Here is a 17055-nt window from a genome sequence, read left to right on the forward strand (position 1 = left end):
CGCGGCTCATTGGCCAAGACGACGTTTGGCCCGTAGGCGCAGGGCCAGGTAGGCCATGCAAGCAAGCAGCAGGACCCCGATGAGGGTGAACAGCATGAGCGCCATGACGTTCTGCGAGAGGTACCACTGCAGATAGCGCAACGGACCCAAGCGCCCGACGTAGTAATCCTGCTCGGCGACCAGCGATTCGACATGCTTGCCCCTGACCACCACCAGACTGCCTTGCAGTTCGTTGGCATTTTCTTCGCTGCTGAGCAGGGCGTTGGTCACGTCGGCCAGGCCGCCGGGCCTTGTGCCGGCGATAAACACCACGCTGCGCCCACTCTTGAGCGGTGATTCGAATCCGGTCAGATAAGCACTGCCGTCCTCGGCGCTAAACCTGAAGCTGCTGCGCGCTTCACGCAGATTGGTTTTCGTATCCGGGCTGATCCAGTTGCGCAGACGCAACGGCAGGTCAGACAGTTCAAAGTACTGCGCAGCGTCTTCGCCCCTGGCCGGCAGCAGGCTTTGCCATTGCTCCAGCAGCGGCTGATTGTTGCCCGAGGCGAGCACCAGCAAATCCCGGTCGCGTTGCTCGGCGACCTGGTCGGCGCGGACCACCTTCACGCCGGTAGCCGGATAACCGGTGGAGTCGCCGAAGCGACCCAGCAGGGTCAGATAGGCGCTCAGATCGGCCGGGCCTGGCTCGTTGGGCAGGATCACCGATGTTTCAGACAGGTCGGCCATGCGGGTGAACGGGAAGCCACTGTCCTTGAACACCCCGAGGTTGGGCATGGCCATGAAATGTTCGTATTGGCTGAGGTCCAGGGTCGAGTCCGGGTCGATCACACCGCGCATGTTGTCGATGATGATGTCGCGGCATTCGCCCTGTTTGATGTAGTCATACATGAAACGAAATTGCAGGCGCGATTGCAGCGCGACTGAGTTGAGCGGCAACAGCATGCGCGACGTGCGGGCCAGGCTGTCGTCGGTCTTGAGCATCGACAGCAGGCCGTCGCTGTTGCCGAGTTTCTCGATCGAAGGCAGGTCGATCGACTTGATGAAGGTGTCGTTGAAGCTGATCAGCAACGAAGAATTGGTGGAGACCGGTTGCGGCGTGTAGCGGTACTTCAGGTCAAGTTGCGCACCGGGCTCACGCCAGTTGAACAGGTCGGGTGGCAAGCGCAGGGCAACCGTCATTTGGCCCGGGTTATAACCCGACACATTGAGTTCTGCGGGTTTCGCCAACTCACCCAGGCGAACCGGGCGATCGGAGGGCAGCCAGTTTGGCGCGTCGTACGGTTGGCGTGGCTTGAGCGAGTCGATCCGGTCGATCACCACGCTCTGCCCGGAAAAGGCCGAGCCGCCGAGGGCCAGCGCTGTCGCGGCGACTTTGAGGTCGGCGCCATCGCGCCCGGAGACGATCAACAGTTTGCCCTGAGCATCATTCGGGTTGCTCACGAGGGTCAATGTCGGCCCGGTGGCCTCTTTGATCGGCAAACCACTCAAGGTCGTTGACTCGCTGCCGATGACAAACACCACCGCGTTGCCTTTGGCCGGCAGGCTGGTGAGGCTGGCGGGAAAGGTTGCGCCGCGGTAGCTGGCCAGTGCGCCGAACCAGGAAGACAGGATGCCCGCGGCCTCAAGCTCCGGACCGCTTGGGCGCGTGGCGAACACGAAAGGCAGCTTCAGGGGCAAGGCGTCTCGACGATCGAACAGGGGCAGCGGCAGCGCGGACAGATCGTTGGGCTGTCTGATCGACGACACCTGGAGGCTCAGCTGGCTCTCGTTGCCGATCCTGGCCCACAGGCTGGAGTGCAAAGGGTCTTCACATTGCATCGTGTAGTGACCGATGAACTGCAGGCTGAGCCGGTTGAATTCGGTGATGGTCTGCGGCGGTATCTGCACGGTCCGGGTCTGCAATTTACCGGCCTCTTCCTTCGGGAGGGGCAGGCTGGCGGCCACTTGATCGTTGATCAGCACGTTGATTTGCGAAAGATCGGCCAGCAGCGCCGGTGAGTAGCTGTACTGCAGCGTGACCTGCGCAGCCGTGACGACTTCATCGGCGCGCACATCGAAATTCACACTGTCGGTAGCCTCCACGCCTTTAAGGGTCATCGAATAGCTTTTGCCCAGCTCCTTGAGGGTGCGGGTATAGCTGTTGCCCGGGGCATCGGTTTCGGGCAACGATGCGACCGGCATCACCGCCGGGGCCGTGGCGCTGATTTGGTCGGCAGCACTCAAGGCACAGCCGCTCCAGCCCATTAGCGAGCAGGCAATCAGCATGAGTGAGCGACGAGGAAGAAAGGTCCGGCGAGTGGAAGGCTTCAAGATCGTTGCGTGTCCGCGGTGGAGTCGATAGGTGATGGAGCGACCGGGCGTTTGCGCAGCAGCGCGCGGCTGTCCTTCAGGGTTGCAACGAACAGGCGCAGGATGGCGCGTAAGCCAATGCTGCTGACCTCGCGCAACGCCGACATGGGCGCGTCGAGGCGGCCGTTACCCCAGGTGTTGGCCCAGGTGTCGGCCCGTGAAAAGGTCAGTCGCACCAGCTCACTTTGCTGGCGCAGGGTCAGAGACTCGAATTGCACGCCCGCCCCGTTTTCGTTGCTGAAGATCGTTGTGGCGGGAAAGAGGCTTGAGGGAGGCGTGCGCAGAATGCACAGCCGCAGCTTCTCATTGACGCTGAGCTGAACCTGCGGTGGCAGTGCCAGACCCACGCCGTTTTGCGAGAAGTCCTGGGTTTTGCAATCGAACCAGGTGCCGTCTTCGCGATAGATGCGCACGGGCAGATCTGCGGGCACCCTGGGTTCGTTGCGCACCTGAGAGGACTCAGTGGCCACCGCCACGGCGGCGCTGACGATGATGATGTTGTACAGGGTCCAGGCCAGGTTGATCAGCAGGGTCGTGACCTGGGCCGAATCACTCCCGATCAGTTTCACCACGCCGATCACCAGACCGATCATGTTCAAGGTCAGCAGGACGATGTAAGGCCGTGCGAGCTTCCAGTCGAAATAGTCCTTTTCGATGGTGCCGCCCTTGTCGGTCACGTTGAACTTGCCCAGCGAAGGGCTGATCAGGGCCATCAGTACCGGGCGCATGATGTACCAGGCCAACACCGACTCATACACTTCGTTCCAGAAGGAATGGCGGAAGCGCCCCTGGATGGCGGAGTTGGTCAGGCTGGAATGGAAAATATGCGGCAGCACATAGACCGTGACCATCAGCGCCGAGGCATGGAAAATCTGCGCGTCGAACATCAGGTAGGCCAAGGGTGCGGTCAAGAACACCAGGCGCGGCAGGCTGTAGAAAAAATGCATCATGGCGTTGAGGTAGCAGATGCGCTGCCCCAGGTTCAGTCCTTTGCCAAACAACGGATTGTCGGTGCGAAAAATCTGCGCCATGCCCCGTGCCCAGCGTATGCGCTGGCTGATGTGGCGGGAAAGGCTTTCGGTGGCCAGGCCCGCCGCTTGTGGTATGGCGAGGTAGGCCGTATTGAAACCACGGCGATTGAGCTTGAGTGCCGTGTGCGCATCCTCCGTCACGGTTTCGGTGGCGATGCCGCCGACTTCCAGCAAGTGAGTGCGCCGGATGACCGCGCAGGAGCCACAGAAGAATGCCGCGTTCCACAGGTCGTTGCCGTCCTGCACCAGGCCGTAGAACAGCTCACCCTCATTGGGCACCGAGCGAAAGGTGTCGAGGTTCTTTTCGAACGGATCGGGTGAATAGAAGAAGTGCGGCGTTTGCAGCAACGCCAGGTTCGGGTCCTTTAAAAACCAGCCCATGGTGATCTGCAGGAAGGAGCGGGTGGGCACGTGGTCGGCGTCGAATATGGCGATGAACTCGCCATCGGTGACTTTGAGTGCCTCGTTGAGGTTGCCGGCCTTGGCATGTTGATTGTTGTCGCGGGTGATGTAGTTGACACCGATCTGCTGACAGAAAACCTTGAATTCTTCCCGGCGTCCGTCGTCGAGCATGTGCACCCGCAGTTTGCCCTCGGGCCAGTCGATGGCCTGGGCGGCAAGCACTACCAGTTTGACGATGCCCAACGCTTCGTTATAGGTGGGAATGAAGACATCTACCGTCGGCCATTCAGCGGGCGGCTGTTGCAGAAACTGCGGTGTGCGGTGCAGCGGCCAGGCCGTCTGTACGTAACCGAAGACGAGGACCAGCAAGGCATACAGTTCGGCCAGCACCAGTCCGTAGCCAAATACGGCATCCTGCCAGTTGTCGAAGCCCAGGGTGTCGGTCAGGCGCCAGTACATGTAGCGCAGCGAAGCGATCAGCGAGAGGGTGATCAGGGTCAGGATCGCCAGACGCCCGGCTTGCTTGCGGATGATCAGGCTGGCGGCAAAACAGACGGCGGCAAACGCAGCCTGGGAATACAGGTTCAGCGGCGCAGTGAGGATGCCCAGCACCAACAATGCTGCGCTCAGCCCGGCTGAGATCTTCAGGCCCTGGCGGCAACGCAGGGGCCATCGACTGACGCGAGCCAGGAAAGTATCCACCAGCCCCTGCAACCACCACGTCTTTGCAGGTAGCTGATTCAGCTGGGCGGTCATGGTGTGCCCTGCTGGCTGCAAGCATCCGCGAAAAGCAGGGCATGAACCGCGCCTGACAGCGAGAGGATGTCCTGACAGCCAATGCTCTCAGGTGCAAACTGCAACAGGTCCCGACCATAGGCCAGCGACTCGTTGAATTGATGATCGAGGCGAATCGTCCCGATCAGGTTAGCGCCCAGCCGCCGCAGAAACAGCACGCCCATGTCCCTGCTGAACGAACGCGAGTCATCCCGTTGGTTGAGCACATACCGGTGCCGCTGTGCACGTCGTCGGCTGGTTTCCAGCCACTGGGTCATGGTGTCCAGTGCCAGGTAGGAGGCCGCGTCGGCCACTGTCATCACCAACACCAGATCGGCGGCATCGAGTGCCTGTTGCGAATAGACGGTCGCACCCGAAGGCGTGTCCAGGATCACGGTATCGTTTTCGCTGAGGTTCATAGACGCCAGGTGCCGATTCAACCAGTCAGTATCTTCAAGCATCAACTGCTTGAGCAATCGACGATCGTTCACCTCGCCAGTGCCGAAGGGCAGGCACTCGCTGTCGCCAAAGCCCGGTAGGCGATAAGCGCCCCAGTCTGCGTTCTGCTCTTTGAGCTGGATCAGCCCGGGAGCCAGCCTGGTGATACCCAAGTGGCTGGACAGCGCGTTCTGAGGGTCCAGATCAATCGCGATGGTTCGCCCGCCAGAGCTGCGAAGTGTTTTTGCGAGGCCGGCGGCGATGGTGCTTTTACCCACTCCACCATTCGCCGAAACGATAGCGATGACCTTCGCCTTGGTCCGCTTGCGAGTCGTTTCCGGCAGACCGTCTCGACGAACCTGGTTGAGTTCACGCAACAGGTCGCTCAATCGCTGACGGTCACCCGTAGCAGGACTCGCAGCTGGCTTGGTCAGGGGAGGGGATATGGGCGAAGGTGGCGAGAGGACAGCATTCTTCACAGGCTCGACCGGCGCGCCAATCAACAAAGAAGGCTGTGGCTCGTCCAGTAGAAACACAGGGGGCGTTGGTGTTGGGGGAGGCAAGGCCACCGACGGTTCTGGCTCAGCCAGCGCAGGTGTAACCGGGTCGTCCTTGAAATCTTTATAGTTCGGTTGTATTTCCTGGTAGCTCTCCGCATTGGCGCCAAAACGTGTAAAGAGTTTCGCAATATCGTCTACATATTTCATGCGTTGTACCAGGAATGAAATAACTCAGAAACTCAGCATTCCATTAACTTGTAAAGTTGATGCGTAGTCTTGGCATTGGCAGAGTGCCACTAATGTAGGGTGTCTGCATCTTAGTGTCAACGAATGTTATAATTGGTCAGTGAGGCTTATTGGTGTTGGTCTGAATGTTGTTGAAGTGTTGTGTTGTTCGTGGAAAGTATGAGTGTTAGAGAGCGCCCGGCAATGACTGTGCAATGAGGTGTAATGTGATGATAGGTAATGGGCGTATTCATCGGGTGAAGTCTTAGATGGTTTGATGTCGGGTTATCCATTAAAGAAGTTGACTGATGTATTTTAAGGAATGGCGAGGGGTTTCAAATAATACTTGTTCGGATAATGCGACGGATGTCGCAGGTGTATCTAGTTATGGGCGCTAGTTTGCTAGAGCAGCAAGGGAAGCTCTTGGTGTGCCAGTTTTCAATCAGCACCGACAAGTTGTAAGTTGACCGGCGAGCTGGAATGGGAATGCGTGGCTGCAGTTGGCAAGTTCCCGCTGAAGACTCGACTCCAGTGTGGCCAGTCCAGCCATGGATAGAACTTGGAAGTGTGGCCTGGAATCATTCTATTTCTGCCATTGATACACCCTGAAGCCGTTCCATGGCTGGCGTTTCTGCGCCCATCCAGACATCTGAACGATCTCCGAAAACAGACTGATGGCCTGGCGAGTGCACCTCTCGCTATTACGGAGCGCACCAGGCTGTGCAAGTCATGCAGAACTCGCGGGACAGCCTCAGAACCAGCGATAAGGGATAAGCGGACTGTGGATCCTCACGAAGCGGCTCAGTAGAGTACGTAGCGCAATGGTCTCGGGGACTCCGAGCTGTCGCATCATCGTATCCTCCACCTGCTGACTCTGGATGAGGATGCGAGCGACGACTTTCTTGCCTTCGGGTGTCAGGAAAATTTGCGCGTGGTCTTCATCGTCCGGTGCGGTGCGTTCGTCATCGATGCGTATCAGCCCTCTCGCTGCCAGGTCGTTGATCGATTCAGGGCCGACTTCGCGTCCGGTGTACGCGGCAAGGGAGATCAACTCGTGGTAGGTGCGTCCTTCCCGAGTACCCAGTGCACTGAGGACCAGATACTCGATGTTGTTGAGTTTGAGCTCAGAGGCATGTTCCTGCGTCCTGGCGGAGAAGTGCAGGTATGCGCTGGCCAGCAAATAGCCAAGGGGGCTGGCTTCGCTGACGTTACGAGGGTCCTCGTCAGGAGGTGGCATGATGGTTTGCGTGGTGCTGGTGGCGATGGCGTAGTTGCCACTCTGGAATACCAGCGGAGGGGTATCGGACTTGTCGAACTTGAGTACTTCGCCCACCAGGATGATGTGATCGCCGCCATCGTAGATATGGGCCGTGCGGCACTGCAGCCGAGTGGTGCAGCCGGCCAGCAGCGGCGCCGAGCCCAGGCCGCCTTCGTACTCGATTCCGTCGAACTTCTCCGGACCGGAGACGCTACGGGCGAAACGCGCCGAGAGTTCGCCCTGGTCGTGGGCGAGGATATGCACAGCCCAGTGGCTGGCGTTTTCGAAGGTGGCGAGGCTCTGTGATTTGCGAGCCAGGCTCCAGAGCACCAGTGGAGGGTCCAGGGACACCGAGTTGAAACTGTTGGCCGTTACGCCGACGGGGGCATCGTCCTGGTCGCGAGCCGTAATGATGGTGACACCCGTGGTGAACGTCCCCAGAGCGTGGCGAAACTCCCGGGGATCCAGTGTGGTACTGCCATGTTTCTGCTGGCCGGCTTGTGAGCGTTGTGCGTTGTTATTCATGCCCGTTTTCCTCTGGTACTGGGAGCCGTATCTGTGGCTTGAATTGTCTAACGTGCAGCACTTTCCAGCATGGTCAGAACGGACGATGTTTGTTGATATCGAGGTGATTGCAAAACTGCGTGAGGGCCAAGGAAAGCGGGCATGGAGGAGATTTTGGTGGCTCAGGCTGGATGTCGATTGAAATGGACCTGATCGGCGCGATTTCGTGTGCGCCGGACATTGATTTCATGGGAAAAAAAGCCCCCGTAAGGGGGCAGGGGTAAACGATCTCCGATGTCGGGACCTGGCCGCGTCAGTGGCTGATTGCGCGTTCACGCGCCATGTCCAGCGCCAGGTCCTCGATCATGTCCTCCTGGCCGCCGACAGTCTTGCGTCGGCCCAGTTCCAACAGGATCTCGTGGGAGGGCACGCCGTACTTCTTTGCGGCACGTTTGGCGAACAGCAGGAACGAGGAGTAGACGCCAGCGTACCCTAGCATCAGCGAGTCACGGTCGACCCGGACGATGTGCTCCATCATCGGGAACACCTTCTCTTCGGCGACATCAGCGAGCTTGAACACGTCCACGCCCGTAATGATGCCCAAGCGATCGCAGACCGCATTGAAGACTTCCAGCGGCGTGTTGCCGGCACCGGCACCGAGGCCGGCGGCGGAGCCGTCGATGCGATTGGCACCGGCTTCAATGGCTGCCAGCGAATTGGCTATGCCCATGCCGAGGTTGTGGTGGCCGTGGAAGCCCAGCTCGGTTTCCGGTTTCAGCGCCTGGCGAACCGCGTCGATGCGTACGCGAACGTCTTCGGGGAGCATGTACCCGGCCGAGTCCGTGATGTAGAGACAGTTGGCGCCGTAACTTTCCATCAATTTGGCCTGTTTCACCAAGCCGTCGGCGTCGAGCATGTGAGCCATCATCAGGAAACCGACCGTATCCATGTCCAACTTGCGGCCGTACTGGATGTGCTGCTCGGAAACGTCGGCCTCGGTGCAGTGGGTTGCCACGCGAATGGTGTGTACGCCGCAGTCATGTGCCATCTGCAGGTGATCGACGGTGCCGATACCGGGCAGCAGCAGGGCCGATACCTTGGCCTGTTTCATTTGCGCAATGACCGCCCGCAGGTACTCCTCGTCGCTGTGTGCCGCAAAGCCGTAATTGACGGAGGTGCCGCCCAGGCCATCGCCGTGGGTGACTTCGATCAGCTGAACACCGGCTGCGTCCAGGCCGGTGGCCACATCCACCATCTCCTGCAGGGTGATCTGGTGGCGCTTTGGGTGCATGCCGTCGCGCAATGACATGTCGTGCAGTTTGATTTGCTTGCCGCGTAAAGAGGTCATGGCAATTTCCATTCGAGAGTGGTTAGGCGTTCAGCATGTCTTCGGCAAACATTTCCGCGGTACGGGCGGCCGCCGCGGTCATGATGTCCAGATTGCCGGCGTACTTGGGCAGGTAGTCGCCCAGGCCCTCCACCTCCATGAAAATCGACACGCGATTGCCGTCGAATACCGGTCCGTTCTTCAGTGTGTAGCCGGGCACATACTTCTGTACTTCCTTGATCATTGCGTGCACCGATTGGGTGATAGCCTCGCGATCCGGTTCGCTTTCCGTCAGGCAGTGAATGGTGTCGCGCATGATCAGCGCAGGTTCGGCCGGGTTGATCACGATGATCGCCTTGCCTTCCCTGGCTCCACCGACCTTGACCACCGCGCCGGCAGTGGTGCGGGTGAACTCGTCGATATTCTTGCGGGTGCCGGGGCCGACCGAACGGGATGACACCGTCGCCACGATCTCGCCATAGGCAACGGGCTGCACACGTGACACCGCGTGGACCATGGGAATGGTCGCTTGTCCCCCGCAGGTCACCATGTTGACGTTCAGCACCTGCTTGCCCAAGTGATCGGCCAGGTTTACCGGTGGCACGCAGTACGGGCCGATGGCCGCAGGCGTGAGGTCGATCATCAGCACGCCCAGTTCATTGAGCTTGCGCGAGTTCTCGGCATGTACGTAGGCGGAGGTCGCGTCAAAGGCGATCCGGATGTCGTCGGCCTTGACGTGGGGCAGGAGCCCATCGACGCCCTCGCAGGTGACGCTCAGGCCCATTTCCCGGGCGCGCTTCAAACCGTCGGATTCGGGGTCGATCCCGACCATCCAGACCGGCTCCAGCACTTTGCTGCGTTGCAGTTTGTAGAGCAGGTCGGTACCGATGTTGCCGGGTCCGATCAGGGCGCATCTGATTTTGCGTGTCATGGCCAGTTCTCTCGCATCTAGGGAGGGCAGAGTCAGTCGGTGAAGCGAATCGAGGCGCAGCCGATACCCGTAATGGTCAGTTCGAAGTGGTCGCCAGCTTTTACGGGTACCAGGGGAACCAGCGATCCCGACAGGATGATTTCGCCAGCGAGCAGGGGCATGCCGAAGGCACCCAAGGTATTGGCCAGCCAGGCCACGGCCTCGGCTGGGTGCCCTTGCACGGCCGAGCCAAGCCCGCTGGAGTGTGGCTCTCCGTTGCGCTTCATATCCAGGCGGACATTGGCGAGGTCGAGGCCGGCAGGGGAGACGCGCGGGCTACCCAGGACGAAGACACCGCAGGAGGCGTTGTCGGCGATGGTGTCCTGTATGGATATCTTCCAGTCGCAGATGCGCGAATCGACGATCTCAAAACAGGCCATGACCGAGTCAGTGGCTTGCAGCACATCCACAAGGGTGACGCCAGGGCCCATCAGGTCGTGCTTGAGGATGAAGGCGATCTCACCTTCTGCACGGGGCTGGATGAGGTTGGCCTGGCTAAGGCTGACGCAGGCATCGTTATCGAAATGCATGCGGTCGGTGAGGAAGCCGAAGTCCGGTTGGTGGACGCCGAGCATTTCCTGCACGGCTTTGCTCGTCACGCCGATTTTCTTGCCGATGATCTGCTCGCCGTCGGCCTGACGCTGTTCCAGCATGGCCAGTGAGATGTGGTACGCGTCTTCGATATCCAGCGAATCGGTGGTGGTCAGCGGCTCGATCGTCTCGCCATTGCGTAGCGCCCTGTAGAGACGCTCGGCGAGTCGCTGGCGCAGTCGCGTTTTTTCCTGCGAGGCACTGGAGATGGGTTCGATTACGGGGGGCATTGGACTGTCCTCTTGTCGGGCTTGTCCAAATCATGCCGGATGTGTCGGCGCGTGCCCTCACCCGCATGCAGTAGTTTCAGCACTCTTTCTGCATCACTGCATTTCTACGGAGTCGGGGTAATCGATCTGGACGAGGCGTCCGGGGTTGAGAAGCCCGCACACTGGCGACAAATTACAGGTGACCAATCAACCCGTTACTGGCATGCGTCCTGAGCCTGGCGCTCGCTCTGCCGGCAGCGTCATCAATCCTGCTCCTGAGCCTGAGGTTGCATCTTCAATGAGCCTTCCGAGTCTGTTCATTCCCCATGGGGCGGGTCCCTGCTTCTTCATGCGCTGGGACTTCGGCCCGGCCGAGATGTGGCATTCACTGGGGGCATGGCTGCAGGGCCTGGCGTCGAGCCTGCCGGAACGGCCGAAGGCCGTCCTGGTCGTTTCCGCACACTGGGAGGCCGAGCGGTTCACGCTGACGTCCAGTCCGGCCCCTGGCCTGATCTACGACTACAGCGGATTCCCGGCGCACACCTATCGACTGCAATACCCGGTCGCCGGTGCACCCTGGCTGGCCAGGGATGTGTGCGAACGCTTGCGCGGCGCTGGACTACCGGCAACGCTCGACGACACACGCGGACTGGATCACGGTGCGTTCATCCCGTTCAAGCTGATCTATCCGCAGGCGGATATCCCGATGCTGCAGCTGTCACTGCGCAGCGATCTGGACCCGGCAGTACACCTGGCTGCGGGGGCGGCGCTGGCGGGGTTGCGAGAGGAGGGGGTGTTGATCGTGGGCAGTGGCATGTCTTTCCACAACGTCCGTGCATCTGCAGAGGACCTGGCTGCGCGGGCGCAGGCATTCGATGACTGGCTGCTCGATACGCTGATGGGGACGCCGGAGGAACGAAGTCAGCGCCTGCGCCATTGGGTCGAGGCCCCGCAGGCGCGTTTCGCCCATCCGCGCGAGGAACACTTGCTGCCGTTGCTGGTGGCTTGCGCTGCAGCAGGTGACCAGCCCGCACAGCGCGTTTACGCCGAGCGGCTGGGGGGCCTCGTCGCGGTCTCGGCTTATCGCTTTGGCTAGTCGTTGCGGCTGTCGGAGGAGGCCTTGATCTCGATGTCGCCTGGGCCGAAATAGGCGCGCATGGAGGTGATGAGCCCGGCTTCGTCGAAGGTCATCACATCGATGACCCGTACCCGCGCTTCGCCCTGGGGTAGCTTCGCCACGGCATCGAAGGCCATTGCGGCAGCATCGCCGTGAGAGGCGCGGATCGGTGCGCAGAGCTGCAGGGTGGCACCGTTGGCCATGGCGCTGCGGTAGAACTCGACGATTTGCGACTTGCCCTCGCGCGGCGACGAGCCGTACGGGTCTTCCACCGTTGCGTCGTCGTGGTAGAGGGCGATGATGGCTTCCAGGTCATTGCGGTTGAAGGCGTCGATGTAGGCCTGAAGGGCGCTTTTCATTTGGATTTCCGTTGGCATGTCTACTCCTTGCTCAGGCGATTGCCTGCTGGTTTATGGCGGATGTGGTTTGCGTAAGCGGCTGGAACTCCACCCTGGTCAGATGCACCGAGGCTTCCCTCAACCCGGCCGCCACCTCTGCGCAATTCACGGGAGAACTGCAGGTTGGCGCGGATCAAGGCCGATTGGCTGCGTTCGCTCATGGGGGGCTCCCCTGGTTCTTGTCGTGGGGGGTGGTCAGTGTCGTCAAGGCGGCCAGTGCCAGCAGAGCGGCGGTGCAGCCGAGGGCGAGGGCGTAGGAGTGCCGCTCGGCGAGTACCCCGATGAGAATGGGGCCGATGACCATGCCGAGGTCGGCGGCCATCTGGTAGCCGGCTATCACCGTACCCCCACGGCCATTGGCGGCGTCACCGGCGACTGCGGCTGCGGCGGTGGTGCAGAACGCGGTTCCGAGCCCCATCAGCGCGAGCCCGCCCAGGTAGGTTGCCAGCGATTGCCCGCCCTGGATGAGCAGAAAACTGCACAGCACCAGGGTCATGCCCAGCATCAGGCTTGGCTTGCGGCCCCAGGTGTCGACCCATCGGCCAGCCTTGGGCAGCAGCAGTGTCTGGGTCAGTGCACCGACGGTCAGACCGATGCCGATCCATTTCGCCGGCTGGTTGAGCACCGTCAGCAGGAACAGCGGCAGGACGGAAACCCTGACCCCGTAAACGGCAAAGCCGATGGCGAAATTGCTGGCGATCGCGGATCGGTAAGGTGCCAGGCGTAGCGCCTGGCCAAAGCTGACCGCCGCTTGCCCGGAGTCGCTCGCCGCGCTGTGAGCGTGGCGCAGGTGGCGCAGCAGCAGTGCCGCGACCAGGGCCGCCGCTCCCGTTCCGGCTCCGTAGAGGAAGAACGGCAGGCGCACAGACATGTCCACGAACAGGCTGCCGATGGCGGGACCGGCGACCGTCCCGACGTAATAGGCACCCATGAACAGCCCCGCCGCCCGCCCCCGATGTCTGGCGGCGGTGGTGCGCAGCATGAGGCTCATGGCCGACACGCTGTAAAGGATCGAGCCCATTCCGCACAGACCGCGCCATGCCAGCAACTGCTCGGCGGAAGCGGAAAAGCCGGCGGCAACGCTGCCCAGCGCCATGAGCCCAAGACCGCCGCACAGCAACCAGTACTCGCCCCAGCGATTGACCAGTCTGCCGCCTGGCCAAGCCATCAGCAGGCGGGCGAAGGGGAAGGCCGCGATGATCATGCCGATCATGCTGCTGCCCACCCCTAGCGCCTGGCCGAACAGCGGAATGGCCGGTGACTGGATGCCGAAGCCCACGGCGGAGATAAAGCTGATTACGCACAGGCAGCGCACTTCCGTGGAAATGCCGCCGAGCCAGCCGGTGTCTCCAGCGCCTCTGGACATGCTGTGCTCAGCGCCCATGAAAGACCGGCTGGCGCTTTTGCGCGAAGGCGCTGGAGGCTTCCTTGTGATCTGCGCTGAGGAAGGTCGCCGCTTCCAGCTGCAGCCCCAAGTCGGTCACCAACTGGCTGCGCTGGCGCAGGATCTGGTTCAGCGCGCGCTTGGTGCCCTGCAGCGCGAGAGGAGGGAGGGCGGCCATGCGCTCTGCCATCTGCAGCGCCTGATCATGCAGCTCCGTGGCCGGCATGGCCCGCAAGGCCAGGCCCAGCCGGACAACTTCACTGCCATTGAGTCGCTCGCCGGTCATCAGGTAGTACTTGGCGGCGCCGAGGGGCATGCCCAGGGGCCAGGCCAGCGCGCCACCATCGCCTGCGACCAGGCCCATGGGCACATGGGTGTCGGCGATCTGGGCGTCGTCGGCGATAAGCACCACATCGCAGAGCAAGGCCAGAGTCGCCCCCAGCCCCATGGCGTAGCCCTGCACCGCAGCGATTATCGGCTGTGGCACATCGAGGAAGCGCTCGATCAGGTTCCCGGCGCCGCGGGTGACCATGGCCATGACTTCGCATGGGGTCTGCTCGATGGCCGGCGTCTCGGCAAACGCCTTGACGTCGCCACCGACACAGAAGGCCCGTCCTGCACCCTGCAGTACCACGGCCCGGACGCTGGAGTCGTGGCGCAGGTCGGCAAGGATGGCTTCGAGGCCTTCATGCATGTCGGCTCCCACGGCATTGAGGCGCTCGGGGCGATTGAGGGTCAGCACCAGGACATGGTCCCGGCGCTCGGCGAGGATACTGTTAAAACGTCCGTAATCGGTCATGGGGAAACTCCGTTTTTGTTGTCTATGGGATTGAGCGGCGCCCGAGTTTTTCCAGCATCGCCGCGCGGGCCCGCGCCCGATCGGGATCAAGGACTGCAAGGTTCTGCAGCGTGACTTCGGCCTCCAGTTGCTCGGCCAGGCTGTTGCGTGCGGCCTGGGCCAGGAGGCGCTTGGTCAGCCCCACGGCGAGTCCGGGCTTGGTGGCCAGTTGCTCGGCCATCTCCAGCGCGTGTCCCAGCAGCCGTTCCGGGGCCAGCATCTCGCTCACCAGGCCCCACTCGCGGGCCTCTTCGGCGCTCAGCCGGCGATTGCTGGCCAACCAGGAAAAGGCCCGGGCGTAACCCAGCAGCCGGGTGATGAACCAGCTGCCACCGGCATCCGGGACCAGCCCTATGTCGACGAACGCCGGTACGAACCTGGCGTCGCTGGACGCGATCCGGATATCGGCGGCGCAAGCCAGCGAGAGTCCGGCACCCGCTGCGGCGCCGTTGACGGCTGCGATGACAGGCTTGTCCAGCGCGGCCATTGCCAGGGTGTTCGCATTCAGTGCGTGGCGCAGCGTGCTATGGCCCAGTGCCCCGGAGGCGGGTGGCGCGTTGAGGTCGGCACCCGCGCAGAAGCCGCGTCCGGAACCGGTCAGCACCACTGCGCGAACCTGCGAATCACCGGCCTCGTGCCAGGCATCGCAGAGCTCGAGGTGCAGCTCGGCATTGAACGCGTTCAGCGCCTCAGGGCGGTTGAGTGTCACCAGCAGCACCGCGCCCTGGCGTTCGCGCAAGACAGTGCTCATAGCGCTGCTCCCGTGCCGAGGATGGCGGTGACCTGGCTGGAGAACTGACCGCCGTTGCCGTGGGCCAGCGCCAGCTCCACGCCGGCCTGCTGCCGTGCTCCGGCCTCACCGCGCAGCTGCCGCGTGGCTTCGATGAGGGCGAAGATGCCGTACATGCCCGGATGGCAGTAGGACAGGCCGCCGCCGTTGGTGTTGACCGGCAGTACGCCTCCCGGGGCGATGCGGCCATCGGCGACGAAGGCACCGCCTTCGCCCTTGGCGCAGAAGCCCAAGTCCTCCAGGAACATGATGGTGTTGATGGTGAAGGCGTCGTAGAGCTGTAGCACGCCGATGTCCGCCGGTCTGACCCCGGCCATGGCGTAGGCTCTGGCGCAGGACTCGACTGCACAGGTGGTGGTCAGATCAGGCATCTGGGAAATGCTGCGGTGCGAGTGCGCTTCGCCCGCGCCGAGCAGGTAGACCGGCGGCCTTGGCAGGTCACGTGCGCGATCGGCACGGGTAACCACCAGGGCGCCGCCGCCATCGGTGACCAGGCAGCAATCGCGGATGCTGAGCGGGCTGCAGACCATTTTGCTGTCCAGCACGTCGGTAATGCCGAGCGGCCCTTTGTCATGGCAGAAGGCGACGGGGTTGAGTTGTGCCCAGGCGCGTGCGGCGACGGCCACCGCGGCCAACTGCTCGCGGGTCGTGCCGTACTGATGCATGTGCCGGGCGGTGGCCAGGGCGTAGCCGGACACCGGGTGGCGCGGCTTGTAGGGAGCTTCGTAGCTCGGCATCTCCAGTGGCCCGGTCAGCGGCTGCCGGCGTTGGGCATCCGCGCGCGGAGTACTGCCATAGACGATCAACGCCGTGTCGCAGAGCCCGGCCTTGAGGGCCGCCGCCGCGTGGAACAGGTAGGACAGGAACGAGCTGCCACCGATATTGCCGCTATCGCTGTAACGGGGGCGGATACCCAGGTATTCACCCAGGTCCAGGTTCGACATGAAACGGCCGGCGACACAGCCGAACAGGCCATCGACGTCCCGGGTGCGCAGGCCCGCGTCATTCAGCGCGTGAACCGCCGCCTGGGCGGCCAGTTCGATGGGGTAGCGCTGTGGCCCGACGTCACCCAGGTCCGATTCGGCGACCCCGACGATAGCGGCAGCGCCGCGCAGATCATGGTGAGTCATGGTCGTTCTCCTTCGTTGAGGTCGAACACCACGCGCGGCTCCTGGCCATCGAGGCGTTCCACCCGCGCCCGGACCCGGGCGCCGATGGGTGGTGCATCGCAACCCGGGACAGTGCTCATCATTCGGAAGCCTTCGTCCAGGTCCACCAGCACGAGGTTGTAGTTGTGATCTTTGTCGAAGACCACGCTGGACGAATAGAGCGTGCCCAGCCCTTGGCTGTCGCGCAGGCCCAGTTCCACCGAGCCGCAATGCGGGCAGCAGGGGCGCAGGTAGAAGACTGCCTGATCGCAGTCTTGGCAGTGCTGATAAGCCAGGGCACCCCGTGCCAGGCCTTCGAGATAGCGCTGGTACGGCGCCGGTTCGCGGACATCATTCATTCTGGCTTCCTCCGGGGGTGCCGTAGGTGGCGACGGCGGTTGCCGTCAGGACGTCCTGGCGCTGACCGTTGGCTGCTTCGCGCTGTACCAGCAGTTCACAGTTCACCTGCATGCCGTCAGGGCGTTCGGGGTCGATGGCGGTAACCCGGCCGCTGAGGATCAGGGTGTCGCCTGGCCAGACCTGGGAGACGTAGCGCACCGAGTACCTGCGCAGCGCCGCCAGGCCCAGCCAGGAAGTCGTGTAGGCCGAGAGGATGCCCGCCGTCAGCAGGCCATGGCCGAATACGCTGCGGTAGCCGGCTCGGTGGGCAAAGGTCTCGTCGTGGTGGATGGGATTGAAGTCGCCACCGGCGCCGGCGTAGCGAACGATGTCGGTTCGGGTGATCGGCCCGACACGGCGCACGGGGGCGGTGTCTCCGATCTGGAAACGAGGCGAAGCGTCG

At 62.2% G+C, this 17055-nt stretch carries 16 protein-coding genes; 1 reads left to right on the plus strand and 15 read right to left on the minus strand.

What is annotated here, in order from left to right; all coding sequences use genetic code 11:
* Positions 1-6: 6 nt before the first annotated feature.
* From bcsB to WHX55_RS11765, 7 genes are all read right to left on the minus strand, one after another.
* On the minus strand, positions 7-2265 hold the full coding sequence (gene bcsB / locus WHX55_RS11735; protein ID WP_151213011.1) for a cellulose biosynthesis cyclic di-GMP-binding regulatory protein BcsB: 2259 nt from the start codon (positions 2263-2265) through the stop codon (positions 7-9).
* Between the two features lie 41 nt (positions 2266-2306).
* The gene (gene bcsA, locus WHX55_RS11740) at positions 2307-4538 is read right to left on the minus strand and encodes a UDP-forming cellulose synthase catalytic subunit (protein ID WP_151213010.1); all 2232 of its coding nucleotides are present in this window, start codon (positions 4536-4538) and stop codon (positions 2307-2309) included.
* Positions 4535-5701 carry a cellulose biosynthesis protein BcsQ gene (gene bcsQ, locus WHX55_RS11745; RefSeq protein ID WP_353742658.1) on the minus strand — a complete coding sequence of 389 codons (1167 nt, stop codon included), beginning with the start codon at positions 5699-5701 and terminating at the stop codon, positions 4535-4537. Before bcsQ ends, bcsA begins: the two co-directional genes overlap by 4 nt.
* 769 nt (positions 5702-6470) lie before the next feature.
* Complete coding sequence (locus tag WHX55_RS11750; protein ID WP_353742659.1) at positions 6471-7502, minus strand: flavin reductase; 1032 nt, start codon at positions 7500-7502, stop codon at positions 6471-6473.
* A 292-nt stretch (positions 7503-7794) separates the two neighbouring features.
* Positions 7795-8829, minus strand: coding sequence for a 4-hydroxy-2-oxovalerate aldolase (gene dmpG / locus WHX55_RS11755; RefSeq protein WP_353742660.1), 1035 nt, complete (start codon positions 8827-8829; stop codon positions 7795-7797).
* Positions 8830-8851: 22 nt separating this feature from the next.
* On the minus strand, positions 8852-9739 hold the full coding sequence (locus WHX55_RS11760) for an acetaldehyde dehydrogenase (acetylating) (protein WP_353742661.1): 888 nt from the start codon (positions 9737-9739) through the stop codon (positions 8852-8854).
* 32 nt (positions 9740-9771) lie between these two features.
* Positions 9772-10599, minus strand: coding sequence for a fumarylacetoacetate hydrolase family protein (locus tag WHX55_RS11765; RefSeq protein WP_353742662.1), 828 nt, complete (start codon positions 10597-10599; stop codon positions 9772-9774).
* A gap of 277 nt (positions 10600-10876) precedes the next feature.
* Between WHX55_RS11765 and WHX55_RS11770 the strand changes: the two genes are divergently transcribed.
* A complete protein-coding gene (locus WHX55_RS11770) occupies positions 10877-11674 on the plus strand; it encodes a class III extradiol ring-cleavage dioxygenase (protein ID WP_353742663.1) in 798 nt (265 codons plus the stop codon).
* Here the strand turns inward: WHX55_RS11770 and WHX55_RS11775 are convergent.
* Genes WHX55_RS11775 through WHX55_RS11810 form a run of 8 tightly spaced genes read right to left on the minus strand, consistent with a single transcriptional unit; the run spans position 11671 to position 17015 of the window.
* A complete protein-coding gene (locus tag WHX55_RS11775; protein ID WP_353742664.1) occupies positions 11671-12054 on the minus strand; it encodes a nuclear transport factor 2 family protein in 384 nt (127 codons plus the stop codon). The two genes, WHX55_RS11770 and WHX55_RS11775, sit on opposite strands and share 4 nt — an antisense overlap.
* A 20-nt stretch (positions 12055-12074) precedes the next feature.
* Positions 12075-12254: a hypothetical protein gene (locus tag WHX55_RS11780; RefSeq protein WP_353742665.1), complete on the minus strand. Its 180-nt coding sequence runs from the start codon at positions 12252-12254 to the stop codon at positions 12075-12077.
* On the minus strand, positions 12251-13459 hold the full coding sequence (locus WHX55_RS11785) for an MFS transporter (protein ID WP_353742666.1): 1209 nt from the start codon (positions 13457-13459) through the stop codon (positions 12251-12253). The genes WHX55_RS11780 and WHX55_RS11785 overlap by 4 nt, the downstream gene beginning before the upstream one ends.
* A gap of 7 nt (positions 13460-13466) precedes the next feature.
* The gene (locus WHX55_RS11790) at positions 13467-14276 is read right to left on the minus strand and encodes an enoyl-CoA hydratase-related protein (RefSeq protein WP_353742667.1); all 810 of its coding nucleotides are present in this window, start codon (positions 14274-14276) and stop codon (positions 13467-13469) included.
* Between the two features lie 22 nt (positions 14277-14298).
* On the minus strand, positions 14299-15066 hold the full coding sequence (locus WHX55_RS11795) for an enoyl-CoA hydratase-related protein (protein ID WP_353742668.1): 768 nt from the start codon (positions 15064-15066) through the stop codon (positions 14299-14301).
* On the minus strand, positions 15063-16235 hold the full coding sequence (locus tag WHX55_RS11800; RefSeq protein ID WP_353742669.1) for an acetyl-CoA acetyltransferase: 1173 nt from the start codon (positions 16233-16235) through the stop codon (positions 15063-15065). Before WHX55_RS11800 ends, WHX55_RS11795 begins: the two co-directional genes overlap by 4 nt.
* Positions 16232-16612: an OB-fold domain-containing protein gene (locus WHX55_RS11805; RefSeq protein ID WP_353742670.1), complete on the minus strand. Its 381-nt coding sequence runs from the start codon at positions 16610-16612 to the stop codon at positions 16232-16234. The genes WHX55_RS11800 and WHX55_RS11805 overlap by 4 nt, the downstream gene beginning before the upstream one ends.
* Complete coding sequence (locus WHX55_RS11810; RefSeq protein ID WP_353742671.1) at positions 16605-17015, minus strand: MaoC/PaaZ C-terminal domain-containing protein; 411 nt, start codon at positions 17013-17015, stop codon at positions 16605-16607. The genes WHX55_RS11805 and WHX55_RS11810 overlap by 8 nt, the downstream gene beginning before the upstream one ends.
* Positions 17016-17055 lie beyond the last annotated feature (40 nt).

Source organism: Pseudomonas fluorescens (genome assembly GCF_040448305.1).
Lineage (GTDB): Bacteria > Pseudomonadota > Gammaproteobacteria > Pseudomonadales > Pseudomonadaceae > Aquipseudomonas > Aquipseudomonas fluorescens_BH.

What these genes read in the sequence shown, in the direction of transcription:
- WHX55_RS11770 (WP_353742663.1), top strand. Translation starts at nt 10,877, where the DNA reads ATGAGCCTTCCGAGTCTGTTCATTCCCCATGGGGCGGGTCCCTGCTTC.
- WHX55_RS11775 (WP_353742664.1), bottom strand. Translation starts at nt 12,054, where the DNA reads ATGAAAAGCGCCCTTCAGGCCTACATCGACGCCTTCAACCGCAATGAC.
- bcsQ (WP_353742658.1), bottom strand. Translation starts at nt 5,701, where the DNA reads ATGAAATATGTAGACGATATTGCGAAACTCTTTACACGTTTTGGCGCC.
- bcsA (WP_151213010.1), bottom strand. Translation starts at nt 4,538, where the DNA reads ATGACCGCCCAGCTGAATCAGCTACCTGCAAAGACGTGGTGGTTGCAG.
- WHX55_RS11785 (WP_353742666.1), bottom strand. Translation starts at nt 13,459, where the DNA reads ATGTCCAGAGGCGCTGGAGACACCGGCTGGCTCGGCGGCATTTCCACG.
- WHX55_RS11760 (WP_353742661.1), bottom strand. Translation starts at nt 9,739, where the DNA reads ATGACACGCAAAATCAGATGCGCCCTGATCGGACCCGGCAACATCGGT.
- WHX55_RS11805 (WP_353742670.1), bottom strand. Translation starts at nt 16,612, where the DNA reads ATGAATGATGTCCGCGAACCGGCGCCGTACCAGCGCTATCTCGAAGGC.
- WHX55_RS11765 (WP_353742662.1), bottom strand. Translation starts at nt 10,599, where the DNA reads ATGCCCCCCGTAATCGAACCCATCTCCAGTGCCTCGCAGGAAAAAACG.
- WHX55_RS11750 (WP_353742659.1), bottom strand. Translation starts at nt 7,502, where the DNA reads ATGAATAACAACGCACAACGCTCACAAGCCGGCCAGCAGAAACATGGC.
- dmpG (WP_353742660.1), bottom strand. Translation starts at nt 8,829, where the DNA reads ATGACCTCTTTACGCGGCAAGCAAATCAAACTGCACGACATGTCATTG.
- bcsB (WP_151213011.1), bottom strand. Translation starts at nt 2,265, where the DNA reads ATGCTGATTGCCTGCTCGCTAATGGGCTGGAGCGGCTGTGCCTTGAGT.
- WHX55_RS11800 (WP_353742669.1), bottom strand. Translation starts at nt 16,235, where the DNA reads ATGACTCACCATGATCTGCGCGGCGCTGCCGCTATCGTCGGGGTCGCC.
- WHX55_RS11780 (WP_353742665.1), bottom strand. Translation starts at nt 12,254, where the DNA reads ATGAGCGAACGCAGCCAATCGGCCTTGATCCGCGCCAACCTGCAGTTC.
- WHX55_RS11795 (WP_353742668.1), bottom strand. Translation starts at nt 15,066, where the DNA reads ATGAGCACTGTCTTGCGCGAACGCCAGGGCGCGGTGCTGCTGGTGACA.
- WHX55_RS11790 (WP_353742667.1), bottom strand. Translation starts at nt 14,276, where the DNA reads ATGACCGATTACGGACGTTTTAACAGTATCCTCGCCGAGCGCCGGGAC.